Annotated in this window: 22 protein-coding genes, 4 tRNA genes and 1 pseudogene; 9 read left to right on the top strand and 18 right to left on the bottom strand. The window is 59.0% G+C overall.

What is annotated here, in order from left to right; genetic code table 11:
* The first annotated feature begins 15 nt into the window (after positions 1–15).
* Positions 16–669 (top strand): HAD family hydrolase, encoded by a 654-nt coding sequence (locus tag I5961_RS08540; RefSeq protein WP_085705335.1) that lies wholly within the window; start codon positions 16–18, stop codon positions 667–669.
* A gap of 45 nt (positions 670–714) precedes the next feature.
* Here the strand turns inward: I5961_RS08540 and I5961_RS08535 are convergent, their stop codons facing one another.
* Positions 715–1,677 (bottom strand): zinc-binding dehydrogenase, encoded by a 963-nt coding sequence (locus I5961_RS08535; RefSeq protein WP_085705337.1) that lies wholly within the window; start codon positions 1,675–1,677, stop codon positions 715–717.
* Between the two features lie 181 nt (positions 1,678–1,858).
* Here I5961_RS08535 and I5961_RS08530 point away from each other — a divergent pair, with 181 nt between their 5' ends.
* Together I5961_RS08530 and I5961_RS08525 are read left to right on the top strand one after the other, a co-directional pair.
* On the top strand, positions 1,859–3,943 hold the full coding sequence (locus tag I5961_RS08530; RefSeq protein ID WP_176247780.1) for a carboxy terminal-processing peptidase: 2,085 nt from the start codon (positions 1,859–1,861) through the stop codon (positions 3,941–3,943).
* Between the two features lie 133 nt (positions 3,944–4,076).
* Positions 4,077–5,867, top strand: coding sequence for a bifunctional diguanylate cyclase/phosphodiesterase (locus tag I5961_RS08525; RefSeq protein WP_227234905.1), 1,791 nt, complete (start codon positions 4,077–4,079; stop codon positions 5,865–5,867).
* 88 nt (positions 5,868–5,955) lie between these two features.
* Here the strand turns inward: I5961_RS08525 and I5961_RS08520 are convergent, their stop codons facing one another.
* The 9 genes and pseudogenes from I5961_RS08520 to I5961_RS08480 form a co-directional block, all read right to left on the bottom strand.
* Positions 5,956–6,372: a hypothetical protein gene (locus tag I5961_RS08520; RefSeq protein WP_227234903.1), complete on the bottom strand. Its 417-nt coding sequence runs from the start codon at positions 6,370–6,372 to the stop codon at positions 5,956–5,958.
* Complete coding sequence (locus I5961_RS08515; protein WP_227234901.1) at positions 6,372–6,824, bottom strand: hypothetical protein; 453 nt, start codon at positions 6,822–6,824, stop codon at positions 6,372–6,374. The genes I5961_RS08520 and I5961_RS08515 overlap by 1 nt, the downstream gene beginning before the upstream one ends.
* A gap of 67 nt (positions 6,825–6,891) precedes the next feature.
* Positions 6,892–7,206, bottom strand: a complete 315-nt coding sequence (locus I5961_RS08510) for a contact-dependent growth inhibition system immunity protein (protein WP_085701111.1) — start codon at positions 7,204–7,206, stop codon at positions 6,892–6,894.
* A pseudogene (locus tag I5961_RS08505) lies at positions 7,196–11,832 on the bottom strand (RHS repeat-associated core domain-containing protein). The gene I5961_RS08510 and the pseudogene I5961_RS08505 overlap by 11 nt, the downstream one beginning before the upstream one ends.
* Before the next feature lie 226 nt (positions 11,833–12,058).
* Positions 12,059–12,466, bottom strand: coding sequence for an SEL1-like repeat protein (locus I5961_RS08500; protein WP_085699281.1), 408 nt, complete (start codon positions 12,464–12,466; stop codon positions 12,059–12,061).
* On the bottom strand, positions 12,467–12,838 hold the full coding sequence (locus I5961_RS08495) for a hypothetical protein (RefSeq protein WP_003223109.1): 372 nt from the start codon (positions 12,836–12,838) through the stop codon (positions 12,467–12,469).
* Entirely contained in the window at positions 12,835–13,176 is a 342-nt protein-coding gene (locus I5961_RS08490; protein WP_007950435.1) for a helix-turn-helix domain-containing protein, read from the bottom strand. The genes I5961_RS08495 and I5961_RS08490 overlap by 4 nt, the downstream gene beginning before the upstream one ends.
* A gap of 114 nt (positions 13,177–13,290) precedes the next feature.
* Entirely contained in the window at positions 13,291–13,746 is a 456-nt protein-coding gene (locus tag I5961_RS08485; protein WP_085699283.1) for a YkvA family protein, read from the bottom strand.
* 293 nt (positions 13,747–14,039) lie between these two features.
* Positions 14,040–14,753, bottom strand: coding sequence for an FKBP-type peptidyl-prolyl cis-trans isomerase (locus tag I5961_RS08480; RefSeq protein ID WP_085699285.1), 714 nt, complete (start codon positions 14,751–14,753; stop codon positions 14,040–14,042).
* Between the two features lie 270 nt (positions 14,754–15,023).
* On the opposite strand from I5961_RS08480, the gene I5961_RS08475 reads away from it, so the two are divergent.
* The gene (locus tag I5961_RS08475; RefSeq protein ID WP_227234899.1) at positions 15,024–16,832 is read left to right on the top strand and encodes a di-heme-cytochrome C peroxidase; all 1,809 of its coding nucleotides are present in this window, start codon (positions 15,024–15,026) and stop codon (positions 16,830–16,832) included.
* 26 nt (positions 16,833–16,858) lie between these two features.
* Entirely contained in the window at positions 16,859–17,995 is a 1,137-nt protein-coding gene (locus tag I5961_RS08470) for a catalase family protein (protein WP_227235568.1), read from the top strand.
* Between the two features lie 145 nt (positions 17,996–18,140).
* On the opposite strand, the gene I5961_RS08465 is transcribed toward I5961_RS08470, so the two are convergent.
* The 4 genes from I5961_RS08465 to I5961_RS08450 form a co-directional block, all read right to left on the bottom strand.
* Positions 18,141–18,217: transfer RNA gene (locus tag I5961_RS08465), tRNA-Asp, on the bottom strand.
* 19 nt (positions 18,218–18,236) lie between these two features.
* Positions 18,237–18,312 (bottom strand) — tRNA-Val (locus tag I5961_RS08460).
* A 190-nt stretch (positions 18,313–18,502) separates the two neighbouring features.
* Positions 18,503–18,579, bottom strand: a tRNA-Asp gene (locus tag I5961_RS08455).
* Between the two features lie 19 nt (positions 18,580–18,598).
* Positions 18,599–18,674 (bottom strand) — tRNA-Val (locus tag I5961_RS08450).
* A 158-nt stretch (positions 18,675–18,832) separates the two neighbouring features.
* Here I5961_RS08450 and rdgC point away from each other — a divergent pair.
* From rdgC to sugE, 3 genes are all read left to right on the top strand, one after another.
* Positions 18,833–19,753, top strand: coding sequence for a recombination-associated protein RdgC (gene rdgC / locus I5961_RS08445; protein ID WP_085703388.1), 921 nt, complete (start codon positions 18,833–18,835; stop codon positions 19,751–19,753).
* Between the two features lie 74 nt (positions 19,754–19,827).
* Positions 19,828–20,793, top strand: coding sequence for a bile acid:sodium symporter family protein (locus I5961_RS08440; RefSeq protein ID WP_085699291.1), 966 nt, complete (start codon positions 19,828–19,830; stop codon positions 20,791–20,793).
* A gap of 118 nt (positions 20,794–20,911) precedes the next feature.
* Positions 20,912–21,226, top strand: a complete 315-nt coding sequence (gene sugE / locus I5961_RS08435) for a quaternary ammonium compound efflux SMR transporter SugE (protein ID WP_011333160.1) — start codon at positions 20,912–20,914, stop codon at positions 21,224–21,226.
* 42 nt (positions 21,227–21,268) lie between these two features.
* Here the strand turns inward: sugE and I5961_RS08430 are convergent, their stop codons facing one another.
* The 4 genes from I5961_RS08430 to I5961_RS08415 form a co-directional block, all read right to left on the bottom strand.
* Positions 21,269–23,143 (bottom strand): MFS transporter, encoded by a 1,875-nt coding sequence (locus I5961_RS08430; protein ID WP_085699293.1) that lies wholly within the window; start codon positions 23,141–23,143, stop codon positions 21,269–21,271.
* 98 nt (positions 23,144–23,241) lie between these two features.
* Positions 23,242–24,393, bottom strand: a complete 1,152-nt coding sequence (locus I5961_RS08425; protein WP_085703386.1) for a TDT family transporter — start codon at positions 24,391–24,393, stop codon at positions 23,242–23,244.
* 105 nt (positions 24,394–24,498) lie between these two features.
* On the bottom strand, positions 24,499–24,810 hold the full coding sequence (locus I5961_RS08420) for a cupin domain-containing protein (protein ID WP_085699297.1): 312 nt from the start codon (positions 24,808–24,810) through the stop codon (positions 24,499–24,501).
* A gap of 53 nt (positions 24,811–24,863) precedes the next feature.
* Positions 24,864–26,051: an MFS transporter gene (locus I5961_RS08415; protein WP_085699299.1), complete on the bottom strand. Its 1,188-nt coding sequence runs from the start codon at positions 26,049–26,051 to the stop codon at positions 24,864–24,866.
* 91 nt (positions 26,052–26,142) lie between these two features.
* Here I5961_RS08415 and I5961_RS08410 point away from each other — a divergent pair, with 91 nt between their 5' ends.
* Positions 26,143–26,685: a TetR/AcrR family transcriptional regulator gene (locus I5961_RS08410; RefSeq protein ID WP_085699301.1), complete on the top strand. Its 543-nt coding sequence runs from the start codon at positions 26,143–26,145 to the stop codon at positions 26,683–26,685.
* The last annotated feature ends 108 nt before the right edge of the window (positions 26,686–26,793 follow it).

The following is a 26,793-nucleotide window of genomic DNA, read 5'->3' as shown; positions in this document are numbered from 1 at the left end:
GAGGGAACTGAACTGATGGCCCTGGCAATTTTTGATCTGGACGACACGCTGATTCATGGTGACTGCGCAACGCTATGGTGCGAGCAGATGGGGCGCCTGGGCTGGGTCGATCCCGAGTCGTTCATGCGCAGGAACAATGAGCTGATGGACGCCTACAGCCATGGCAAGTTGCGCATGGAGGACTACATGGACTTCAGCCTCGAGCCGCTGATCGGCCGCACCTCGGAAGAAGTCGAGCATCTGGTCGCGCCGTGGGTTGAAGACTTCATAGAACCCATCATCTTCAGCGATGCCACCAAAACCATCGCCGCCCACCGCCAGGCCGGCGACCGGATTCTGGTGATCTCGGCCTCGGGCACGCACCTGGTGAAACCGATTGCCGAACGGCTGGGTATCGACGAAGTTCTGGCCATCGAACTGGAAGTGGCGCATGGCGTGTACAGCGGCCAGACCGTAGGCACCCTGACCTACCGCGAAGGCAAAATCACCCGGTTGCTGGAATGGCTGGACGCCGAAGAAGAAAATCTTGAGGGCGCGAGTTTCTATTCCGACTCACGCAATGACCTGCCGCTGCTGCTGAAAGTGGATTACCCGCATGTGGTCAATCCGGATCCGGTGTTGCTTGCGCAGGCCGAGAAATCCGGCTGGCCGATTCACCTCTGGAAGTAAGCGATTGCCTTGTGGGAGCAGGCCTGCTCCCACAAGCATCGATGATCAACTCAGGCTTTCGTCGATCACCAGCACCAGCTTCCCCGCCACCGTGTTGCTCGCCAGCTCGGCGAACGCCGCCTCCGCATCCTTGATCGGGAACGCCTTGGCCAGTTGCGGCTTCAGGCGCCCTTCGGAAAACAGCGGCCACACGTGCTGGCTTAGATCGCTGAACAGATCGGCCTTGAACTGATCCTCACGGCTGCGCAGGGTCGAGCCCAGCAGTTGCACGCGCTTGGCCAGCACCTGGGCCAGATCCAGTTTCGCTTCACGGCCACCCATCAGACCGATCAGCACCCAGCGGCCGTCTTGAGCCATCAGCTTCAGATTCAGCGCTGAATAATTGCCGCCGACCGGATCCAGAATCACATCGAACGGCCCGAAATCCCGGAGACTTTCCAGATCATCGGTGCGCACCACCCCGCCCTGGGCACCCAGCGATTCGCAATAGGCCAGTCGCTCAGCCGAGCCGACGCTGACCCAGCATGGATTGCCGAAAGCCTTGCACAGTTGAATCGCGGCTGAGCCGATGCCACTGGCCCCGGCGTGCAGAAGAACTTTCTCACCCGGTTTGAGCGCAGCGAGTTGAAACACATTCAGCCAGACGGTCGCGTACACCTCGGGCAAGGCAGCGGCCTCGATCAGCGATACACCTTCCGGAACCGGTAGCACATGCCGTCCGTCGACGACCACCTCTTGCGCCATCCCGCCCCCGGCCAGCAGGGCGCAGACCCGGTCACCGACCTGCCAGGAAGAGCCCGCGCCGACCTCGCTGATCACCCCGGAGCACTCAAGACCCAGCACCTGGCTGGCACCCGGAGGGGGCGGATAAAGTCCGGCTTTCTGTAATAAATCCGCACGATTGAGGCCCGCTGCCGCTACTCGGATGCGAACTTGTCCTACATCACATGTAGGACTTGGTTCATCAACCCATGCCACTTGACCTTCAACGCCTTGCAATGCCTTCACAGTGCCTCCATAGTGAGTCTGGACTGAGCCCGAAGCTGTAGCGCCGGGCTTTTTGCATTATGCGACCGGCCCTGGGGTCTGAACGAACGCTGAACAGCAGTTATCGTACAGAGCGTAGAGGTACCGGCGACTTCAAAGACGGCCTAATATGCGTTATCAATTGTCCCCGCGTCGAATCAGCATGAAGCATCTGCTCCCCAGCACCGCCCTCGCTCTTTTCATCGGTATCGGCCTGTTGCCGGTGTCGGGCACCACCTTCGCAGCCAACAGCTGGGACAAGTTGCAGCCTGATCGCGACGAAGTGATCGCCAGTCTGAACGTCGTCGAGTTGCTCAAGCGTCACCACTACAGCAAGCCGCCGCTCGACGATGCGCGCTCGGTGATCATCTACGACAGCTACATCAAGCTGCTCGACCCGTCGCGCAGCTATTTCATGGCCAGCGACATCGCCGAATTCGACAAGTGGAAGACCCAGTTCGACGACTTCCTCAAGAGCGGCGACCTCAACGCCGGGTTCACCATCTACAAGCGCTATCTGGACCGCGTGAAGGCGCGTCTGGACTTCGCCCTTGCCGAGCTGAACAAAGGCGTCGACAAGATGGACTTCACCACCAAGGAAACCTTGCTGATCGATCGCAAGGACGCTCCTTGGCTCAAGTCCACCGCCGAACTCGATGACCTGTGGCGCAAACGCGTCAAGGACGAAGTGCTGCGGCAGAAGATCGCCGGCAAAGACCCGAAGCAGATCCAGGAAACCCTGACCAAGCGCTACAAGAATCAACTGGCGCGTCTGGACCAGACCCGCGCCGAAGACATCTTCCAGGCGTACATCAACACCTTCGCGATGTCTTACGATCCGCACACCAACTATCTGTCGCCGGATAACGCGGAGAACTTCGACATCAACATGAGCCTGTCCCTCGAGGGCATCGGCGCCGTGTTGCAGAGCGACAACGACCAGGTGAAAGTCGTGCGTCTGGTGCCCGCAGGCCCGGCCGACAAGACCAAGCAGGTTGCTCCGGCCGACAAGATCATCGGTGTTGCCCAGGGCAACAAAGAGATGGTAGACGTGGTCGGCTGGCGTCTGGACGAAGTGGTCAAGCTGATCCGTGGCCCGAAAGGCACCGTGGTGCGTCTGGAAGTGATTCCGGCCAGCAATGCGCCGAACGACCAGACCAGCAAGATCGTGCCGATCACCCGTGAAGCGGTGAAGCTCGAAGACCAGGCCGTGAAGAAGTCCGTGCTGAACCTGAAACAGGACGGCCGCGACTACAAGCTCGGCGTGATCGAGATTCCGGCGTTCTACCTCGACTTCAAGGCCTTCCGTGCCGGCGATCCGGACTACAAGAGCACCACCCGCGACGTCAAGAAGCTGCTGACCGAACTGCAGAAAGATAAAGTCGACGGCGTGGTCATCGACCTGCGCAACAACGGCGGCGGTTCCCTGCAGGAAGCCACCGAGCTGACCAGCCTGTTCATCGACAAGGGCCCTACCGTGCTCGTGCGCAACGCCGATGGCCGGGTCGATGTACTTGAAGATGAAAACCCGGGCGCGTTCTACAAAGGCCCGATGGCGTTGCTGGTCAACCGCCTGTCCGCCTCGGCTTCGGAGATCTTCGCCGGCGCCATGCAGGACTACCACCGTGCGCTGATCATCGGTGGCCAGACCTTCGGCAAAGGCACCGTGCAGACCATTCAGCCGCTGAACCATGGCGAACTGAAACTCACTCTGGCCAAGTTCTACCGGGTTTCCGGTCAGAGCACCCAGCATCAGGGCGTCCTGCCGGACATCGACTACCCGTCGATCATCGACACCAAGGAAATCGGCGAAAGCGCCCTGCCGGAAGCCATGCCGTGGGACACCATCCGCGCGGCGATCAAACCGGCGAGCGATCCGTTCAAACCGTACCTGGCCCAGCTGAAATCCGAGCATGACACCCGTTCCGCCAAGGACGCGGAGTTCGTGTTCATCCGCGACAAGCTGGCCCTGGCGCAGAAGCTGCTGGAAGAGAAAACCGTCAGCCTCAATGAAGCCGAACGCCGTGCCCAGCACGCCGATATCGACGCCAAGCAACTGGCGATGGAGAACATCCGTCGCAAGGCCAAAGGCGAAGAACCGCTCAAAGAGCTGAAGAAAGAAGACGACGACGCCCTGGCAGCCGCCGAGCCGGACAAGGTCAAACCGGAAGACGACGCCTACCTGAGCGAGACCGGGCGTGTACTGCTGGATTACCTGAAGCTGAGCAACCAGGTCGCAAAGAAATAAGGTGATGGCAATTTAATGCTGACGATCCCCGGGTCGTCATCAAACAGTCATCATTCTGTCGTGCAATAAAGGACTGGGAGCGGTTCTCTTCATCGAGAACGCTCCCAGTCCTTTTTTATCGCCAGAGATTGCCATGACCACGACCGAACAGCTGAGTGCCTTGAGCTCGATCCTGACTCAAAGCGGTTTACACAGCCTGTTCCAGCCGATCATTTGCCTCTCCGAACGGCGCATTCTCGGCTACGAAGCCTTGACCCGCGGCCCGTCCAACAGCCCGCTGCACTCCCCCATCGCCCTGTTCGCCGTGGCCCGCCAGGCCGGCCGCTTGAGCGAACTGGAAATCGCCTGCCGCCAGAGTGCCTGTCGTCGTTTCAACGAACAGCAATTGCCGGGCAAACTGTTTCTCAACGTCTCTCCCGAATCCCTCCTCGAAGCCGCGCACCAGCCGGGGCGGACACTGCAGTTGCTACAGGATTTTGGTATTCCGCCGAGTCAGGTCGTGATCGAACTCACCGAACAGACACCGATCGACGACTTTCAGTTGCTGCAAACCGCGCTGCATCACTACCGGGCGATGGGTTTTTCGATTGCTCTCGACGATCTGGGCGCGGGTTACTCGAGCCTGCGCCTGTGGTCGGAGTTGCGGCCGGATTACGTGAAGATCGACCGGCACTTTATCGACGGCATTCATCAGGACGCGTTGAAGCGTGAGTTCGTCGGATCGATCCTGCAAATCGCCAAGGCCTCGCGGGCGCAGGTGATTGCCGAGGGCATCGAGTTGCCGGAAGAGTTGGCGGTGCTGACCGAGATGGGCGTTGATCTGGTCCAGGGCTATTTGCTGGGGCGCCCGCAGGAACATCCGTCACGCGACGCCCGGACCCTGATGCCCAAACACGACAGTAGCGCCGTGGCGCTGAATGACGAAGGCAGCGACCTGAGCGCCCTGCTCATCGATCAACCGGCCGTGAATCGCGACACACCGACCGCCACCGTACTGGAAGCCTTCCGCCGCCAGGCCAACCTGAACTCACTGGCGGTGCTCGACGAACAGGGTCAGCCGTGCGGCATCGTTCATCGTCATTCATTGTCCGATGCCCTTCTCAAGCCGTTCGCCACCGACCTGTTCGCTCGCAAACCGATCAGCCGACTGATGAACGACGACTTCCTCGCCGTGGAAATGAGCCAGTCACTGCAACAGGTCAGCCGTCTGATCACCAGCCGCGCCCGACAACGCATCGAAGAAGACTTCATCATCACCCTCAACGGCAGCTATCTGGGTCTGGGCAGGGTGATCGACGTGCTCAAACTGATTACCGAACTGAAAATCCAGCAGGCTCGGTATGCCAATCCGCTGACCTTGCTGCCGGGGAATGTGCCGATTCAGCAATGCCTCACCCGACTACTACAACAGGGGCGCGAGTCGGTCATTTGCTATGTCGACATCGACAGTTTCAAACCCTTTAACGATATCTATGGGTATGGGCGTGGGGATGAGGTGTTGTTGTGTCTGGCGCAATGCCTAAACGAACGCGTCGACCCGTCCCGCGATTTTGTTGGCCACATCGGTGGTGACGATTTCCTGTTGGTGCTCGGCCCGGAAGATTGGCGCAAACGGCTGAACCAATTGCTTGATGATTTCCAGAGCCAATGCCGTCGCTTCTACCGCCCCGAACATCTAGACGCTGGTTGTTTTATTGCGCCGAACCGCCAGGGTATTCGTCAGGAGTTTCCATTGCTGTCATTGTCCATTGGTGTGGTGCATTTGCATCCTGAAGCTTGTGCGCAACTGGATGCGAGTCAATTGGCGGAAATGGCTTCGCAGGCGAAGCATCATGCGAAGAATGTGCCGGGGTATAGTGTGCATTTGATTGATAGCCTGTTCGCGCAGACACCCGTCGAAACACTCACACTCGGACATCGGTGATTCGAATATACGAATCTCATGCAAACCGTATTTTCATCGTATAAATGCCCCAAAGCTTACAAAAATCGCAGTGAGCACCAATTCGCGCCTACCAAGTTGATGAGTCTTCTTGACTGGCTTTGTAAAGTTCGTCCATCCATGCTTCAGACAACTGAAAGTACATGTTTTCGAAAAACGCCTTTGGATCATTCATCTCATCCCAGCCGTCTGGTAACAAGGAGTGAGAGTATGGATCATGCTCCAGCACTTCTTGGAAGACATCATCACTTTTCTCAAGTGCTTCCCCCAACACAGTAAACAAAACAAATTTATGCCGATGGCTCAATTTTGAAAATCGCTTGATTACGTACTTAGATATTAAAATACTTCTATCTGATTGATTTTCAGGATCGTACGCGGCCAGTGCTTCACCCAAGCTCTCCTCGCGATCATATGTATCAAACCCACCGAGAAAGTGAGACAGCCGTGGGCGATAAGGAATATCAAGATAAGGATGCATCAACATTATACTTTCTCTATCGGATATAGAGCCCAAGGCTCCAGAGTCTCGAAATCAAACCTCATTTCAAAACCATGCATTTCAGGGATGTAGCGTGGATCAGATGGGTCTGCAGGATTTGGCTCATATCCTTCACCTATATTTTCAGTTTCCACTCTCACTACCAGATTTCCCATACTATCCTCTCCGGTGAAACGTGGCATTTTTCTAGACTCTCTCGTCATTGCATCGTTATATGCACTCATCTGGGCTCTGTGACTCAAAAATCGAGAGCTATGAACCCCTCGAAATTTTCTAACTTCAGCAACCGGCCCTTCATTTGATTCTTGCCGCTTGCTAGCAGAATATCCAACCTTCTGAGCCTGACACTTCGCCCGCTGCACTAAAAACATCCCGATACCTTTACACCAAAACCAAAACCTTAACAGCAATCTAACTTTACGATTACGCGCAACCACAATAACCAACCTCCTTGAAAGCCACCTTCTCACTCGAAGAACAATCAGAACAAGACAAATAAACAGCTTAAATATTTTTGTGTAACGCCTCACTGATAATTACAGAAATGTGCTTCAACCACGCAATTCCGTCTTGCCACTCATTCCAATAACAATAGCAACACCCATTTTTCTTCAGCAAAAAATCTCGAACTTCACTCTCTTTAATTTTCATCGCTAAAATTAAATCAATTTCCTTTACCACCGCCTCAAGCACGCAACATTCCGAGTCCGCTATGAAAGATTTAACAACATCATCTGCTGATTCAAGCTCACACATCCAGTCCTCATGAAAATAGGCTCCGAGAAATTGAAATAAGCTAGGAAAATCTTCAGTTGTCATTTACAAACCCCGTCAAGATAAAATAGCCAAGCGGTGAGCTTGTATCTCGCCGCAACACCAACCTAATACTAGACAGTGGCTCCAGGCTTCCACTCTGTCTCACCACACCTACGCCAGCAGGAGTAGACACTTGCTCATTAATCACAAGTTTGCTTGCGTTACCCTGCACAAAGTTATCAATTGTGAGTTTGTTGTTTTTTATAACATTAGAGAGTGCAGCCTCAGCTTCTGCCCTACTAAGGAATGTTGATGCAATAGGTATGTGCGGTTCAGCCGCTAGTCTAGCTCTGAGTTGGGCTTCCGACCTATTTACATGTCTCGCAATAGCATGCCCACCTCGAGATTCGTGAGCCTCTAAGCCACCACCTGGAACAATTTCGCTATACGGCCCCTCAGCAGAAATGGCTCCTGGACAGTTACAACTCAACCCCAACGGATCCACCCACCCCGTGGGATTCGGCACGTACCGGTACTGGTTCAGCCCCCGGCCAGCTTCACCGGATCCGGCGTCAGGTACCGGCCCACCTCCGGGTCGTAATACCGATGCCGGTTGTAATGCAGTCCGCTTTCGTCATCGAAGTACTGCCCCTGAAAGCGCAGCGGCTGGTTCAGGTAGTCCTCGGTCGCCAGTTCCAGCGAGGTGACCTTGCCGTAGGCGCTGTATTTGGCTGACCAGACGATCTCGCCGCTGTAGTCGGTCAACTCCTGCGGCGTGCCGAGGTGGTCGAGCTGGTAGTAGAACGGGCAGGCGCGTTTCGGGCCTTTGCCGTCGAGCATCGCCAGCGGGCGGAAGGTTCCCGGTTCGTAGATGAAGCTGCGGTGTTGTTGTTCGCTGCTTTCGGCGATCAGGTGGTCGCCTTGCCAGAAGAACTCGGTGGTCTGGCCGTCGACGGTCTTGCGGATGCGCCGGCCGAAGGCGTCGTATTGGTAGGTCGCGCTGGTGCCGTCGGGGCGGGTAAGGCCGATCAGGCGGTGCTGGCTGTCGTAGCGGTATTCGGTGACGAGTTGTTGGCCGCGGCGTTCGCGGATCAGGTTGCCGAAGGCGTCGTAGTCGTAATGGCGGTCGCCCTGCATCAACAGGCGGTTGCCCTTGATCTGGGTCGGGCCGGGGCGGTCCTGCATCAGCAGGTTGCCGGCCGGGTCGTGGGCGAAGTTTTCCGGCACATCGTCGCGGGTGTGGCGCACGCGAATCAGCCGGTCGAGGGCGTCGTAGGTGTAGCTGCGCTGGCCGTGGCGGGTGTCGGCAATGTGTTCGAGGTTGCCGTTGGCGCTGTAGGCAAAGTCGCGGCGGTACAGCGCGCTGCGTTGATGGCCTACGGCGTGGGACTGCAAGCGGCCCTGTTCGTCGTAGGCATATTCGCTGAGCAGCAGGCCTTGCTGGCGCTGTTGTTCGCGGCCGTTCTGGTAGACGTGGCGGGTCAGCAAGGCGCCGTTGAGGTCGATCGCGGTCAGCGCACCGCCCTTGGCGTAGTGGTAATCGAGCTTGCTGTTGTCCGGCAGGCGCAGGCGGGTCAGTTGGCCGCAGGCGTCATAGGTGTAACGCAGGGTGCCCCAGCCCTGATGCTCGCGCACCAGCCGATCCTGCAGGTCGTATTCAAAGGCCAGCGGGTGATCCTGGCCGTCGTCCACCCCGACCAGACGGCCTAAGCGGTCATAGCGATAGCTGACCTCGACCCCGTCCGGCAGGGTCTTGAGCAGCAGACGTCCGGCGCTGTCGCGTTGGTAAATGGTGACCAGCGTCGAGCCGTCGTCGCCAAACTCGGTCTTTTCCAGCAGATGGCCGTTGCGGTCATAGACGTACGCGGTGCGCCGCCCATCGAAGCCGGTTTCCTGTCGGATCAGTCCGGTCGGCGTGTAGTCCAGCCGGTACTTTTCGCCGGACTCGTTCTCGATTTCCGTGAGCAGCAGCTGCGCATGGTCGTAGCGGTACTGCACTCGTGTACCGTCCGGGTTGATCCGGCGGCTGACCAGGTGCAGGTCGTCGTCATACTCGTAACGGGTGATGCGCCCCTGTTCATCGCGTTCGGCGGTGATCTGGCCATAGGCGCTGTAGGACCAGGCGCGGGTGGCTCCGGTAGGCAGCGTCGTCTGGATCAGCCGGCCAACGGCGTCCCAGGCGTGGCGAGTGACCGCACCATGCTCGTCCTGAACCGTCGTCCGCCGCCCCAAGGCGTCGTAGGAAAACTTCCGAACCCCGCCGTCCGGCAGACTTTCCTCGACCAGTTGCCCGAGGTCGTTCCAGACGAACACATGGCGACCGCTGTCCGGATAACGGATCGACCGCAACCGCCCCTGCGCGTCAAAGTGGTAATGGGTGACATGACCGTCGGGATCGACCGCCTCGGTGACGTCACCCTGAGCATTGCGCCGGTACGTCCAAACGGCATCGCCGCGTGAACGGCTGTGCAGGAAACCGTTGCGGTACTCGTAGGACGTCGGTGCATCGTCCGGCGGAATCAGCGCGATCAGCCGTCCGGCATCGTCGTAGCGGTACTCGGTGACCGCGCCCAGCGCATCCTGCTCGGCAACCAGCCGGCCCGCCGAATCGTAGGCCTTGAGCTGCTCGCCCCCGTCCGCCGACACCTGACGCACCAGCCGCGCCGTGTCGTCGTGGACGTAAGTTTCTTCAGTCCCATCGACGTAATGCACGGTGACGCTGCCGGCGTCATCCCACACGTAACGCGTGTCCATCTGCGAAAACGACGCCCAGTGCCGCACGCAACGCGCCGCCTTGCCGGACCGCTCCCATGCCCAGAAGAAGCTCGCACCGCCAGCCAGTTGCCGTTGCAGGATGACGTGCCGGTCGTCGTAGTCGTAACGCTCGCTTTCGCCGACCGCGTTGATCGCCTCGATCAATCGATGGCGGGCATCAAAGCGGTAACTGGCCAGCGTCTGCTCGGTACGCCAGGCCGCCTCGCGCCAGACCTGATAATCGACCGCGACCAGATGCGCCCGCTCATAGCGCAGCAACAACGACCGACCGGCCCCGTTATCCAGGCGCTGAATCCGGTCGGAAAGATCCCGATGCACCGTCAGACGATTGCCGTACGCATCGCTGATGGCGGTCAGACGCCCAACCCGAAAGTGATAAAACCGCGCGGCCTCACCCGCCAGCGCAACGATCAGCTCTTCCGGTTCATCCCCGAGAAAGATCGCCGCCCGCGACAGACTGTTGTGAATCGCCGGCCGCTCAACGCTCGGCAACGGAAACTGCGTGCGCCGGTTTTCATGGTCGACCCAGACCACCGCCGCGCCATCAACCTCCAATCGATGCGCCAGCGAATGGCTCCAGCCAAACCCCAATCCAGCATCGATCTCGGCCGCACTGCTGCGATACAAGCGGCGGAACTCGAACGGCAACAGCCCATCGAGTACACCGTCAGTCAACGTCAGCAGTTCTTCCCCGGTGACCATCGACACCGGACAGCCGTTGGTGCAGGTCAGCGGCGCACAATCGGCGCTGTCGCCGTTGGGATTTTTCGCCTGATCCGGCGTGTCGTCGTGCTGCTCGTCTTTTTTCAGGGAAGCATTACGCCGGGCATCCCAGCGCAATTGCATGCGACCCTTTTTCACCCCGGCGGCGATGCCCCTTGCGGCGACGGACTTGTAGTGGTTCACATAACCGATAAAGGTGCTGACGATGCCGAACATCGCCTTCACCAGTCGCGTCACCGCCGACAACAACTGAGCGCCACGCTCCGCCAGACGCAAGGTCAGATAAGCGATCCCTGCCCCGGCGCCAACAAAAGTCAGCACAACGCCGATCAACACATCGATCAGCAGTTGCACCACTACCATCGACACTACCTCGGCGGTTTTCCCGGCGATTTCAGTGCCGGGCAACATTTCCAGCCAGAGGCTCGCAGTACGCAGCAACAAACACAGCGCCGCCTCGTCACTGACCAGTAACTGAAGCTTCTCCATCATTTCAGGCGCTGTTTCTGCCAGCGCAATCAGCTGTGCGGCGCCACTGCCCAACCGCTCGGCAAACTTTCCGGGGTCCTTGAGAATTTCCGACAACAACCCGATGCTGTCCCACACCCCCTCGATCGCCGCCCAGCTCCCGGCGAGCATGCCGTTGCCCGCCGCCGTCACCACCGACTGCGACCACTGCGGCTTGAATCCTTGCCACTCGCTGCGCAGCCAGCCATCCAGCTGCCGACTCAGGCCGTCGTAGGACTCGAAAAGTGCATCAATCTGCTGCTCGCTGGCCTCGCTGTGCACCACCACCCGGTAGAACTTGCCTGCTTCACCGGTAAACACACCCTTGCCTTGAGCATCGAGGGTGACGGAGTTGACCTCGCCACCGTCCATCGCTACCACATCGACTACGATGCCGCCCAATGGAATGTCGTATACCGACTCGAACTTGCTCTCGATCTCCACCGGCCCGGATTCCGGGCATTGCACGACCGCAGAAGAGAAACGGTTGTCGTCAATCGCGACCGCCGTGCTGTGCTCGCCGAAACGGATGATCCGCTCCATTCCCATCAGCGACGGCAGATCGGCCGCATGACTGACACCATCTGCCGAGCGACTGAGCCAGTGCTTCAGTTGTTCGCGATAGAGATCGAGAGTGCGGGGAAAGCTGTCGAGTTCTTGCTCGATGCGGGTGACGGCATCCATCAGCGCAATCCCATGCGCATGGCGAAACGAAAAACCGGGTCGAACATATGCGTTCCCTCGCGCAAAAATCAGGCGAGGGACTTTGCGGGGGATCAAACAGAAAAGAAGTCAGGCGAGTAGGCGGAGGATGTAGGAGAAGTCTGTAACTGATTTTTTATCGCACGGCAGACGCAAAAACGGGGCGGGAGGTTTACCTCACGCCCCGTTCACGGAACAGATGATTTGCTTATTTAAAAGCGTCTCGGCCGGCCAGCTCTTTCAACTTGAGCTCGGCCAACGGATGCCCGGCCTTCGCGGCCATGGTCCACCAGCGAGCGGCTTCCGAAGGATCTGGCGCTTTGCTCGGCGTACCTGCAAGACTGATGACACCGACTTGATATGCCGCTTTGCCATCCCCGGCCAGCGCCGCCAGTCGCAACAAACGTACACCTTCCTCACGTGCGCCCAGGCCAACCCCGCGAAACGTCAGGATGTGCCCGTAAAAACTTTGCGCGCCGACATCGCCCAGATTGGCCATGCGCGCAAACTGCCCTTCGAGCCAGCGCCAGCCGCGGGGCTGACGGACAAACCACGCCCAGTGAAACAGCCTGCGGGCCAGCCAGTAACTGGCCCGCGCCTTGAGTCGTAAAAACACTCAGGCCTCCGCCGATTCCGGGTACTCGTACTCAAAGACCCGCACCACTTCCGAAGCATGCCAGGAGGCGGCGGCGACACCGTCGGACGGCCCGGAAAAACGCCCCAGGCGCTCGACACATTCAAAGAAACCGGTGCGTGGCAGGCGACTGGCACCCTGGCTGATCACCAGCGAGCTGCGCAACGGCTGTTCGGCTTTCGCGTCCAGTGCCGCGAGATGCTCCAGTGCAGCGGTCAATGTCTGCATGGCCGGCGTGGGCAGTTGCAGGCGTTCGAGCAAGGCTCGATAAGTCAAAAGATGGCGCTGCCTGCGCGCCTGATCCAGTTCCCCCAGCAATCCGTCCCAATGTTGACGACTGATGCGTACGCTCACGATTGTTCCCTCCACCCTGGCACCGTCAACTCCCAGGCCAGGCTGCGGCGAATCGCGGCGTCGGGCAGACGCTCGCCACTTTCAATCATGGCCAGGTAAGACGGGCTGATGCCTACCGTGCGGGCCAGCGCCTCGATGGCGATGCCCTTCCCTTCGCGCAAACTGCGTAACTGATCCAGACCTGGAAGAATCGGGTCCGGGGTTGCCGCAAGCGGCGCTGGAGCCGGTTGCGACGGTGCTTCGTTAATGCCTGCTGCTTTCAGTAGAGCCTGATACTGAGCCCATGGCAGAACCGCATATTCGGGTTCGCCATCGCGTGCAATTATCTGAATATCCATGACTACCCCGTAGGACAACAACACTTAGCGAGTCGGCACTTTTCCCTAGAAGTGTAATCCTAACAGCGGCCAAGGTCGTGGGGGGTATCTATCTGAATAAGAGGCTGTCGCAATTCAGGACTTTTTCGGGCCCTGAAGCTGAAGTTGCTCGGGGGTATCGGGCAGGCGCTCGACCACTCTAAGCTTTTCCGGCGTCTGGCGCTGACGCCACAGGCGGAAAGCATTCAGTTCATCGTCGAGGGTTTTCATCAGCCAGGCGAGGACGGCGATGTCATCAAGCATGCCGAACATGGGAATGAAATCGGGAATTGCATCGACCGGACTGAGGAAATACATCAGACCGGCAACCACCGATACGATCGCCTTGGCGCTGATTGCGCGGTACTCGCCGCGCCAATAGGCCAGGCACAGTGCCTGCAACAGACGCAAATCATCCTTCAGCTTGCCGAGGCGATTGCCTTGCGCGGCGCCTTTGCTGGCCACGGCAAACAACAGGGTCGGCAAGCGGCCTCGCGCCAGCAATCGTCCGGCCAGAGGAAGGAATCGGGCGAAATTCCATGGCGCTTTCATTTATTTCTCCCGTTGAAATGTTATCCACACAAATTGTGGATAACCTTGTGAACAGAGCTGCATTTAAGCGCTGAGAGCCCCGTTTCATAAGGGTTGCGCTCAGATCGGGCGTTTTTTACTCACATAAAAAATCCCAATATTTCATTGACTTGGCGGCTCCAGACGTCTAGCGCGGCAACCTTAAAGTCTAGGACTGCCAGGACCGGCATCGGTTCGGTCTGTTTACGCTGACCATCGTCCAGATGCAACAACGCCCCGCATAAGCGAGGCGTTGTTGTTGAAACCGACGCAGATTACTTGGCGGCGTCTTCTTTGGCTGGATCCTTGATACCCAGCAGTTCCAGGTCGAAAACCAGAACCGAGTTGGCCGGGATTGCCGGGCTTGGCGATTGTGCGCCGTAAGCCAGATCGCTAGGGATGTACAGCTTGTACTTCTCGCCAACGTGCATCAGTTGCAGGCCTTCGACCCAACCCGGGATCACACCGCTGACCGGCAGATCGATCGGGCTGCCGCGTTCGACGGAGCTGTCGAAAACGGTGCCGTTGGTCAGCTTGCCGGTGTAGTGAACGGTCACGACATCGGTAGGCTTAGGCTGTGGGCCGTCGGCCTTCTTGACCACTTCGTACTGCAGACCGGAAGCGGTGGTGGTCACGCCGGCTTTCTTGCCGTTTTCTTCGAGGAATTTCTTGCCGGCGGCTGCCGACTCTTCACTCATCTTGGCCATACGCTCTTCGGCACGCTTTTGCAGCGCGGCGAAGGCTTCGACCAGTTCTTCATCTTTCAGCTTCTGTTCTTTCTTGCCGACGGCATCTTCGATGCCCTGGGCTACCGCTTTGGAGTCCAGATCATCCATGCCTTCCTGAGCAAGGCTCTTGCCCATGTTCAGGCCGATACCGTAGGAAGCTTTTTGCGCCGGGGTTTTCAGCTCTACGCTGGTCTGCGAATCACAACCCGCGAGTACCAGGCTAACCAAGGCAACCGCCGCCGCCAACCGATGCTGTTTCATGCTATTTCCTTGTTCATGCGCCGAAAGGGCAATCGAGTAAAGCCGCGAGCTTATCAGGCCGCCACGACCAATGGCTACCGGCATGAGAGCAGGAATCTTCCGATAAGTTCAGGGATTAAAAAGCATTTGGCGAAAGGCACGATGAAGCTTCTGTCATCTTTCGCCGACAGTGATTGATGCCGCTTCCCACAACACTTGGCGTAATGGCCACTTGCCGCACACGGCCTGGCTCAGGCATAACAGCGCAACAACTCGACAAGGATGTTTATCTTGCGCCTCTTATACCGTGTGTTGACGCTGATCGTGGTGCTGCTGGGACTAATCCTGGCGGTGGTTCTTTATTACGTCGCCAATCCAAAATTGCCCTTCCCGACGCCCGCCAAGCAGGTGCACTACCTGAACCAGTGGACTGAGCAAGAGCGCCAGACCTACTACTTCACCCCGCAGGGGACGCAGGTCAAAGGCCTTCGTTACGAATGGTTTCAAGCGCTGGAGCTGCCGTTCTCGCAGCAACGCTTTGCCTCCCCGGAATACCTTGCACGCTTTGGTTTTCTGATCGATCCGCAGCAGAAAGCCACGCCCGAAAACCCGGGCAATCTGCCGGTAGGTTTCGCCCGGCATCAAAATCCCGGCAGCGCCGAGCAATATCTCGACATCACTTGCGCGGCCTGCCACACCGGCGAGCTGCATTTCAATGGCCAGGCGATACGCATCGACGGGGGCACGGCCCAACACGTGTTGCCTTCCAGCGTTCCTACATTGCGCGGCGGCAGTTTCGGACAGGCATTGGTTGCCAGTCTCACCTCGACTTACTACAACCCGTGGAAATTCGAGCGCTTCGCCCGCAATGTGCTGGGCAACGACTACGACGCACGCAATGAACAACTGCGCAAAGACTTCAAAAGCTCACTGAACACCTTCATCAAAGTGGCGTGGAACGACACCCACCGCGGCCTCTACCCCACCGAAGAAGGCCCGGGCCGCACCGATGCCTTCGGCCGTATCGCCAACGCGACCTTCGGCGATGCGATCTCCCCGAGCAATTACCGCGTGGCCAACGCTCCCGTGGATTACCCGCAGCTGTGGGACATGTGGACCTTCGACTGGGTGCAGTGGAACGGTTCGGCGCAGCAGCCGATGGCACGCAATATCGGCGAGGCACTGGGTGTCGGCGCCACTCTGAATTTCTTCGACGCCAACGGCCAACCGCTGCAGGGCGATGAGCGCTATGCCTCCAGCGTACGTGTGCGTGATCTGCACAAAATCGAAGAAACCCTGCAAAAACTGCAACCGCCGGCATGGCCTGAAGAGGTGCTGGGCGTCGTCGACAAACCCTTGGCAGCCAAGGGGCGAACCCTGTTCGCCGAGAATTGCGCCGGATGCCACGTCCCGCGTCAAACCCAGGAAGGCGAGCGTTGGGTGCAACACCTGCACATGCTCCCGGTGGACGTTATCGGCACCGACCCGAACGCCGCCAACAACATCGCCAATCACCGTTTCGACCTGACCGCTCTGCAATGGAACCCGGCGGAACTCGAACAAATGGACGTGAAGTTGCACCCCAAACCCAAGGAGCCGCTGGACCTCAGCCAGTTGTCAGTGGCCAAGGGACTGGCTTACGTCACCGCCTTCGTGGAAAACCGTGCGTACCGTGAAGCGGGCGTTACCGCTGCCGAGAAGCCACAACTCGATGGCTTCGGGCTGCCGATCGGCGTTCGCGAAAAAGTCGCCTACAAGGCCCGTCCGCTCGCCGGGGTATGGGCCACGGCCCCGTTCCTGCACAACGGCTCGGTCCCGAGCCTTTATCAGTTGCTGTCGCCTCAGGACGAGCGCGCCACGACCTTCTATAAAGGCACGCTTGAATACGATCCACGCCATCTTGGGTACCGGACCGAGGCTTTCACCAACGGTTTCCTGTTCGACACCCGCATCACCGGCAACCACAACAGTGGCCATGAATTCCGCGCCGGCGAACGCGGCAACGGGGTGATCGGCCGACTGTTGCAGCCAGAAGAACGTTGGGCGCTGCTCGAATACCTGAAAGTGCTGGGCGGCCCGCTGGAGGCACAACTGCCATGATCTTCAATTCCTTTAAAAGACCTTCGATGCTGGCGCGTTTCTGGCTATGGCTGGGACGGTTACTGGGCAAAACCCTGTTGTTCCTGCTGGTGATCGGCCTGATCGGCTGGGCCCTGACCACCGCGTGGTTTGCCTGGCAGCACCGGGGTCCGGTATCAGCGCTGGAGCAGATTCCGGACGGCGAAGCCGCCATGACCCAGGACGTGATCCAGACCGCCGTGCGCATCGTCGATCAGCACCGCGAAAGCACCCGCTACCTGCGCGATGCCCATGCCAAGGCCCATGGCTGCGTGAAAGCCGATGTGCAAGTGTTGCCGGATCTGGCTCAGGAATTGCGCCAGGGCGTATTCAGCGAACCGGGCAAGCTGTGGAAAGCAACGATGCGCCTGTCCAACGGCAACGCCTATCCGCAATTCGACAGCATCCGCGATGCCCGGGGCATGGCGATCAAATTGCTCGATGTGCCGGGCAAATCCTTGCTGGCCGATCGTCAGGAGCTGCGCGAACAGGATTTCGTGATGTTCAGTCACCCGAACTTCTTTGTCAGCAATGTCGCCGAGTATCGTCAGAATGTGGCGGCGCAGGCTGACGGCAAGAAAGTCATGGCGTTTTTTCCGGGGTGGGATCCGCGTAGTTGGCAAATCCGGCATCTGTTCATTGCACTGGCAACCTTATCGCCACCGCCCGAAAGCCCGACCCGCACGACATATTTCTCGGTATCGCCCTACAAGTTCGGCGAGGCCAATGCCAAGTTCCGGGTGATGCCGGATCCGGAGCGTTGCCCCGCTTATACCTTGCCGAAACAGAACCAGGATCTGCCGAACTTCCTGCGCAGCGCATTGAACCAGCAACTGTCCACCGACCGGATGCCGGCGTGCTTTGTGTTGCAGATCCAGCGGCAGGACGCGAACAAGTTCATGCCGATCGAAGACACCAGCATCGAATGGCGCGAGCAGGACAGTCCGTTCCAGACTGTGGCCAGGATCACTCTGCCCCCGCAGGACTTCGACACCCCGGCGCTGAACCTGCAATGCGACAACCTGTCGTTCAATCCCTGGTTCGGCATCGAAGCCCATCGCCCGATTGGCGGAATCAACCGGCTGCGCAAAGCGGTATATGAAGCGGTCAGCGATTACCGCCACAGCCGCAACTCGGCGCAATAGCAGCGCCAGAAACGAAAAAAGCGACCGTCAACGGTCGCTTTCTCATGGACAGACTCAGCGAAAGCCAAATCCCAGGCAGCAAAAAGCCCGCACAAGGCGGGCTTTCTGAGGTGATCTGGCGTTCAGTGTTCCAGATTACCGAATATGGCGCAGCGGACGGGACTCGAACCCGCGACCCCCGGCGTGACAGGCCGGTATTCTAACCGACTGAACTACCGCTGCGCGAAACGCTTGAAACGAATGGTGGGTGATGACGGGATCGAACCGCCGACATTCTGCTTGTAAGGCAGACGCTCTCCCAGCTGAGCTAATCACCCTTCGCTTCGTTACGGGGCGCATTATTCCACAGATTTTCGTAACGTGTTGATTTAATTGAAGTTTTTTTCAAATAAATCCGAAAACCGGTGAAACGATACATCCCGCAGGTACAACTCGAGGCAGAAAAAAACCCGCCTCGGCGGGTTTTTCCGTGGTGACCTGGCGTTCAGTGTTCCAGGTTACCGAATATGGCGCAGCGGACGGGACTCGAACCCGCGACCCCCGGCGTGACAGGCCGGTATTCTAACCGACTGAACTACCGCTGCGCTAAACACTTGAAACGAATGGTGGGTGATGACGGGATCGAACCGCCGACATTCTGCTTGTAAGGCAGACGCTCTCCCAGCTGAGCTAATCACCCTTCGCTTCGGTGTGGCGCGCATTCTACGGAGCGACCCAACCTCTGGCAAGCACTTTTTTAATTAATTTTCTTAGCCCTTCCAAAGGCTTAGAGAAGGGTTGGCCTATGACCCGGCGAAGACAATAATGCCCCCTTTGTATAAAGGAGAGACTCACCCCATGTGGTTCAAGAACCTGCTTATCTATCGCCTGACCCAAGACCTGCCTGTCGATGCCGAGGCGCTGGAAACTGCACTGGCCACCAAACTGGCGCGTCCATGTGCAAGCCAGGAGTTGACCACCTACGGTTTCGTGGCGCCGTTCGGCAAGGGCGAAGATGCGCCACTGGTGCACGTCAGCGGTGACTTCCTGCTGATCTGCGCCCGTAAAGAAGAACGCATCCTGCCGGGCAGCGTCGTGCGCGATGCGGTCAAGGAAAAGGTCGAAGAGATCGAAGCCGAGCAGATGCGCAAGGTCTATAAGAAGGAACGCGATCAAATCAAGGATGAAATCATCCAGGCCTTCCTGCCGCGCGCCTTTATCCGCCGCTCGTCGACTTTCGCCGCCATCGCGCCGAAACAGGGTCTGATCCTGGTCAACTCGGCCAGCCCGAAACGCGCCGAAGACCTGCTCTCCACGCTGCGTGAAGTGATCGGCACCCTGCCGGTTCGCCCACTGACCGTGAAAACCGCGCCGACCGCCGTGATGACTGAATGGGTCACCACCCAGCAAGCCGCTCCGGACTTCTTCGTGCTGGACGAGTGCGAACTGCGCGACACCCACGAAGACGGCGGCATCGTGCGTTGCAAGCGTCAGGATCTGACCAGCGAAGAAATCCAGCTGCACCTGAGCACCGGCAAGGTTGTGACTCAACTGTCGCTGGCCTGGCAGGACAAACTGTCGTTCATGCTCGACGACAAGATGACCGTCAAGCGCCTGAAATTCGAAGATCTGTTGCAGGATCAGGCAGAACAGGACGGCGGCGACGAAGCCCTCGGCCAACTGGACGCCAGCTTCACCCTGATGATGCTGACGTTCGGCGACTTCCTGCCGGCGCTGGTTGAAGCACTGGGCGGTGAAGAGACTCCGCAGGGGATCTGAGTCTCTGCGCAGTCTTTGGGTTATCTTCAAACGCCACCGCTTCGGTGGCGTTTTCACATAATAAGGAACAGACCATGCGCGCACTGGCTGCACTGAGTCGTTTTGTCGGCAACACCTTCGCTTACTGGGTTCTGATTTTCGCGGTGCTCGCGTTCCTGCAACCGGCCTGGTTCCTCGGTCTGAAAAGCGCGATCGTACCGCTGCTCGGGCTGGTGATGTTTGGCATGGGCCTGACCCTCAAACTCGACGACTTCGCCGCTGTCGCCCGCCATCCGTGGCGTGTGGCCCTGGGCGTGGTCGCGCATTTCGTGATCATGCCGGGGATGGCGTGGTTGCTGTGCCAGATTTTTCATCTGCCGCCGGAAATTGCCGTCGGGGTTATTCTGGTCGGCTGCTGCCCGAGCGGCACCTCATCGAACGTCATGACCTGGCTGGCCCGTGGCGACCTGGCACTGTCGGTGGCCATCGCCGCCGTCACCACCCTCCTCGCCCCGCTGCTGACACCGGCGCTGATCTGGCTGCTGGCCTCGGCCTGGTTGCCGGTTTCGTTCATGGAATTGTTCTGGTCGATCCTGCAAGTGGTGCTGCTGCCAATCGTCCTCGGTGTGGTCGCGCAACGTGTGCTCGGTGACAAGGTGCGCCACGCGGTGGAAGTATTGCCGCTGGTGTCGGTGGTCAGCATCGTGATCATCGTCGCCGCCGTGGTGGCCGCCAGTCAGGCGAAAATCGCCGAATCCGGCCTGCTGATCATGGCCGTGGTGATGTTGCACAACAGCTTCGGTTATCTGCTGGGTTATTTCACCGGGCGCCTGTTCGGCCTGCCGCTGCCGCAGCGCAAATCCCTGGCGCTGGAAGTCGGCATGCAGAACTCGGGATTGGGTGCCGCGCTGGCCAGTGCGCATTTCTCGCCGCTGGCGGCGGTGCCGAGCGCGTTGTTCAGTGTGTGGCACAACATTTCCGGAGCACTGCTTTCGACGTACTTCCGGCGGATGAGCGAAAAACAAGACCGTGAAACGCTGGCGCAACAGGCGGCCGACTGATCCCGGATCAAGGCGCGGCGCACAATTTTCGGTAGTATGTGCGCCACGCGGGGACGACCCCGCGGCTCAATCGAGTTTTCAATCTGGGGACGGCCCCGTCAATCGATGGAGGTCTTTCATGTCCTGGATCATTCTGTTTTTCGCCGGCCTGTTCGAAGTCGGCTGGGCCGTCGGCCTGAAATACACCGATGGGTTCACCCGTCCGCTTCCGACCGTTCTCACCGTTGCCGCCATGGCAGTCAGCTTGGGCTTGCTGGGGCTGGCGATGAAGGAACTACCGCTGGGCACGGCTTATGCGATCTGGACCGGGGTCGGTGCCGTGGGCACGGTGATTGCCGGGATCATTTTGTTTGGCGAATCGATGGCGCTGATCCGCCTGGCCAGTGTGGCGTTGATCGTCGCAGGGCTGATCGGGCTCAAGGTCAGCGCCTGAGCCGTTGCCGCCATCCGTCAGGGATGGCGGCTTTCTTGATAACTACCTGACAGTCCCGCGCAATTCCCCGACCATCGCCTGAAGCTCCGCTGGTTGCGCCGCGTCAACGGCGACCGGCTTACCCGCCACCAGCGTCACCCGCGACCACAAGCGCCGGAACACCCCTTTGTTCGGATCGCGACTGAAAAAACTCCCCCATAACCCCTGCAACGCCAGCGGAATCACCGGCACCGGTGTCTCTTCGAGAATCCGCGTCAGCCCGCCCTTGAACTCGTTGATCTCGCCATCGGCGGTCAACTTGCCCTCCGGGAAGATGCAAACCAGCTCACCTTCCTTCAGATACCGGGCAATCCGGGTGAAGGCCTTTTCGTAGATCTGGATGTCTTCCTGGCGTCCGGCGATGGGAATCGTCCCCGCTGTACGAAAGATAAAGTTCAGCACCGGCAGGTTGTAGATCTTGTAGTACATGACAAAGCGAATCGGCCGACGTACCGCACCACCAATCAGCAAGGCATCGACGAACGAAACGTGGTTGCACACCAGCAACGCCGCGCCCTCATCGGGAATCGCCTCAAGGTTGCGATGCTCGACGCGGTACATGGAATGGCTGAGCAGCCAGATCATGAAACGCATGCTGAACTCGGGAACGATCTTGAAGATGTAGGCGTTGACGCCGATGTTCAGCAGCGACACCACCAGGAACAGCTGCGGGATCGATAGCTTGACCACGCTCAACAACACGATGGTGACAATCGCCGAAATCACCATGAACAGCGCGTTGAGAATGTTGTTGGCGGCAATCACCCGCGCCCGCTCGTTCTCGGCGGTGCGCGACTGGATCAGCGCGTACAGCGGCACGATGTAGAACCCACCGAAGATCCCGAGGCCCAGCACATCGAGCAACACCGCCCAGGCATGGCCGAAACTCAGCACTTCGATCCAGCTATGGCCGACGGCGCTTTCCGGAATTCCACCGGAATGCCACCACAGCAACAGACCGAAAACAGTCAGGCCGAACGAGCCAAAAGGCACCAGGCCGATCTCGACCTTACGCCCTGAAAGCTTCTCGCACAGCATCGAACCCAGTGCGATGCCGACCGAGAAGACAGTCAGGATCAGGGTGACTACGGTTTCGTCGCCGTGCATCCATTCCTTGGCGTAAGCCGGAATCTGCGTCAGATAAATCGCCCCGACAAACCAGAACCACGAGTTGCCGACAATCGAGCGCGAAACTGCTGGTGTCTGCCCCAGCCCCAGTTTCAAGGTTGCCCATGATTGACTGAAGATGTTCCAGTTCAGGCGCATCTGCGGCGAGGCCGCCGCGGCGCGGGGAATGCTGCGACTGGCCAGGTAACCCAACACGGCGATGCCGACAATCGCGGCGGACACCACTGGCGCGTAATTGGCCGATGACATCATCACCCCGGCGCCGATGGTCCCGGCCAGGATCGCCAGGAATGTACCCATCTCCACCAGCCCGTTGCCACCGACCAGTTCGTCCTCGCGCAACGCCTGCGGCAGGATCGAATATTTCACCGGCCCGAACAGTGCCGAGTGCGTGCCCATGGCAAACAGCGCCACCAGCATCAATGACAGGTGATCGAACAGGAAGCCGACAGATCCCACGGCCATGATGACGATTTCAGCCAGTTTGATCAGACGGATCAACGCGTCCTTGGCGAATTTTTCCCCGAACTGCCCGGCCAGCGCCGAAAACAGGAAGAACGGCAGAATAAACAGCAGCGCACACAGGTTGACCCAGATCGAGCGGTCACCTTCGATGGTCAGCCGATAGAGAATGGCGAGGATCAACGACTGCTTGAACACGTTGTCGTTGAACGCGCCCAGCGACTGGGTGATGAAGAACGGCAGGAAGCGCCGGGTACGCAGCAGGTTGAACTGTGAGGGGTGACTCATCTTCCGTGTGTCCCTGATGTTGGGTAACGAGTGGCCTGGATACGCTTATTGGAATGTCAATCCGCGATCCAGGCCACACCTTACCTAAACTTTTCAGGTTATTTCTTCAAACCTGCAATGCACGGAGAAACAAACAGCTCGCCGCGCCATGCGCCTTGCAGCGTGCGTTTACCTACAATCAGCCACATCGCCGCCAGCAACGTCACCAGTACACAACCGGCCACGCTGAAGAACGTCAGGTGCAAGGTGCTGCCCAGCTTCAGAGTCGCCAGCGAATACACGCCCAACGGGAAGGTAAAGCCCCACCAGCCGAGATTGAACGGGATGCCATCACGCAGGTAACGCACGGTGATCAGCAGCGCCATCAACATCCACCAGAGACCAAACCCCCAGAGCGTGATCCCTGCTATCAGGCCCAGGCCCGAGGCGATTTCGCCGATGCCTGGCAGACCGTTGGCCGCGAAGATCGCTGGCGCATCGCCGCCCAGCAGCAACATGCCCAGCGCCCCGGTGCCGATCGGCCCCAGCGCCAGCCAGCTCGAAGCCGCCATGTTTTCGTGGGGCAATTTGTGCAAGGCCATACGCAGCAACAGGATGGTCAGGATGCTGAACGCCACCGGCAGGGAAAACGCCCAGAGCACGTAGCTGGTCGTCAGCACTACCAGTTGCGAGTGCGCGTCGGCCAAGTGCGGCGCGAGCAGTCCGCCACTGGCTGCCGCCACTTCCGCCGCCACCACCGGCAGCAACCAGACGGCAGTCATCTGATCGATGCTGTGCGCCTGACGGGTGAACATCATGTAAGGGATCAGCACGCCGCAGGCCAGCGACATCGCCACGTCCAGCCACCACAACACTTCGGCCAGTTGAATGACTCCTTCACCCCAGCGTGGCAGACCGAACAGCAGAAAGCCGTTGATGATCGTCGCCAGGCCCATGGGAATGGTGCCGAAGAACATCGAAACCGTGGAGTGGCCGAAGATCCGCTGCGCTTCGTCAAAGAACAGAATCCAGCGGGCGGCGTAGGCAGCAGTAAACAGCACGAACAACAGAATGTTGAACAGCCACAGCCCTTCGGCCACGGCGTGCAATCCGGGAACGGACACCGGCAATTGCGCCAGCGCCAACGCCAGCACGCCGGTGCCCATGGTGGCGGCGAACCAGTTCGGGGTGAATTGGCGGATCACTTCGCGCGGGTGCTGAAGCTGGCTGAATGGCTTGATGCCGGGTTTGGCGCTGTTGGGGCAAATCATCATGAACTCCTGTCCTCAGGTGAGGTTGAGCTCATGGTAGAACCGAATCGAATATCTATATAACGGGTAATATCTCTAACTGTTATCTATTTAGTAGATATGCAGTCAGACACTGCCTTCGGTTTCAATGACAAGAATTCGCGCCGCGCCCTGAGGATGAGCGACATGTTCAGTGCCGATGGACGCATAAAAGATGTCGCCAACCTCCAGCAATGCCTGCTTCTCCTCGCCTTCTTCTCGATAGTGCATGAGCACCTGACCGTCGAGCACCACGAACACTTCTTCGCCGTCATTGACGTGCCATTTGTAGGGCTGATCGGTCCAGTGCAGACGCGTGGTGATGCCGTTCATGTTGGCGATGTCGAGCGCGCCCCAGGCGCGCTCGGCGGTGAAGGTCTTGCTGCGAATAATCTTCATGCGTCGATCCGTGAAAAAGTTATGGCTGGCCAAGGCTAACCGAATCCGCAGGCTTATGGCGCGCTGCAGGTCTTCGCCGCTTGCGCCCGAAAACTCATCAGCAGCGCTCCGACCGCCAGCACGATCAATACCGCGCCATACACATCGGTGGTGGCCAGCAGGCCCACGCTATGGGTGAAGTGCCCGGCCAGCAGAGCCGGCAGGCAGAACGCCAGGTAACTCAGCACATAGAATGCCGACATCAACCCGGCGCGCTCATGCGGCAACGCCAGCGGCACCAGACTGCGCACCGCTCCAAGAAAACCGGAGCCAAACCCACAACCGGCCACCAGCGTACCGAAGAAGAACAGCGACAGACTGGCGCTGTGCACGCCCAGCAGAACCAACACGAGCCCGGCTGGCAGCAGGCTCGCGCCGAGTTGCAGTGCCCGGGAAGCAGGACGATTGCGCAACGTGAAGATCATCAACGCACCGGTGACGGTCAGTGCCGCCACAGTCGCGCCGCCGATCAGGTTGGAGGTGGAGCCAGTGGCCGTGCGCACCAGCGATGGGGCCAGCGAGGCATAGAAACCACCGAGCGCCCAAGTCGCGGTGTTCAGCGGCAAGACCCGCCACAGCGTCGAACGCGCCTGAACAGGCACATGCAGGGTTGGCCGCAACGAGGCCCATGCCCCGGCTTGCGGCGAGACGCTTTCCGGCAAGCGCCAGACATAAATCCCCTGCAACACAAACAGCGCGAGCAGCAACCAATAGGTCAACTGCAACGGCGCCGGAGCGAACTCGGCCAACAAGCCGCAGCCCATGCCGCCCAACGCCATGCCCAGCAACGGAGCGACACTGTTAATCAGCGGGCCCTGCTGACGGTCGGTGTCCAGCAGCGTCGCGCTCAACACCGCGGTGGCCATGCCGGTGGCGAAGCCTTGCAGCACTCGCGCGCCGATCAGCCAACCCACGCTGTCGGCGTAGATAAACAGCAGCATCGCCAGCGAATTGAGCGTCACGGCGGTGAAGATCACCGGTTTGCGTCCCAGGTGATCCGACAGCGACCCGACTGTCAGCAACGCGGCCAGCAGACTCAGCGCGTAAACGCCGAAAATCAGGGTCAGCACCGCTGCCGAAAAATGCAGCTGATCCTGATACAGGTGATACAACGGCGTCGGCGCAGTGGAAGCGGCGAGAAAACTCAGTAAGGTGATCGCCAGAAACCACAGGCTGGATCGGTTGGAAGCAAGGCTGGTCATGGGCACACTCCGCAAAAGCTAATTTTTTGCTTTTGCGGAGTGTGCTCTCGGCTTGCGCTTAAAGCAAATTCTTTGTGTTAAGGTCTGGCGCATGGCTATTAAAGAAGGTTTACGCCCCGGCGGTCGCAGTGCCCGGGTGCAAGAGTCGATTCACTCGGCAGTCCGCGCGCTTCTGCAAGAACAGGAGCGCTCAACGGTGACCGTCCCGCAAATCGCGGCGCGTGCAGGCGTGACGCCGTCGACGATTTATCGACGCTGGGGAGATCTGGCGGCCTTGCTCGCGGACGTCGCCCTCGCCCGCATGCGCCCCGACAGCGAGCCGGCAGAAACCGGCAGCCTGCGCAGCGATATCCGCGCATGGGCCGAACAATATCTCGACGAAATGAGTTCTGAACCCGGGCGCAACATGATGCGCGATGTGCAGGCAAGCGCGACGCCGGGGTATTGCGTGACGATCATCGGTGCGCAATTGCAGACCATCATCGAGCGCCACCCAGAGGAAACGGCGCCGAGCGTGGATCGGCTGATCAATCTGGTGGTGTCCCCGGTGGTGTTCCGCATTCTGTTTTCGGCGGCGCCGCTGGAAGTCGATGAACTGCACCGTTTGATCGACCTCGCGCTCAAACCGGATTGACCACAGAACCGCCCGGTTCCGTGACTGCGACACCCCGCCGCGCCACGACCTTGGTCGACACTGACTAACTGTCGCGCCCGTGCGAGACTGTCTGACCGGGCGCAAGTC

This window comes from Pseudomonas sp. IAC-BECa141 (assembly GCF_020544405.1).
In the GTDB taxonomy this organism is placed as follows: domain Bacteria; phylum Pseudomonadota; class Gammaproteobacteria; order Pseudomonadales; family Pseudomonadaceae; genus Aquipseudomonas.
The sequence above is the reverse complement of the archived record's forward strand: the minus strand, read 5'-3'. Positions and strand labels throughout refer to the sequence as shown.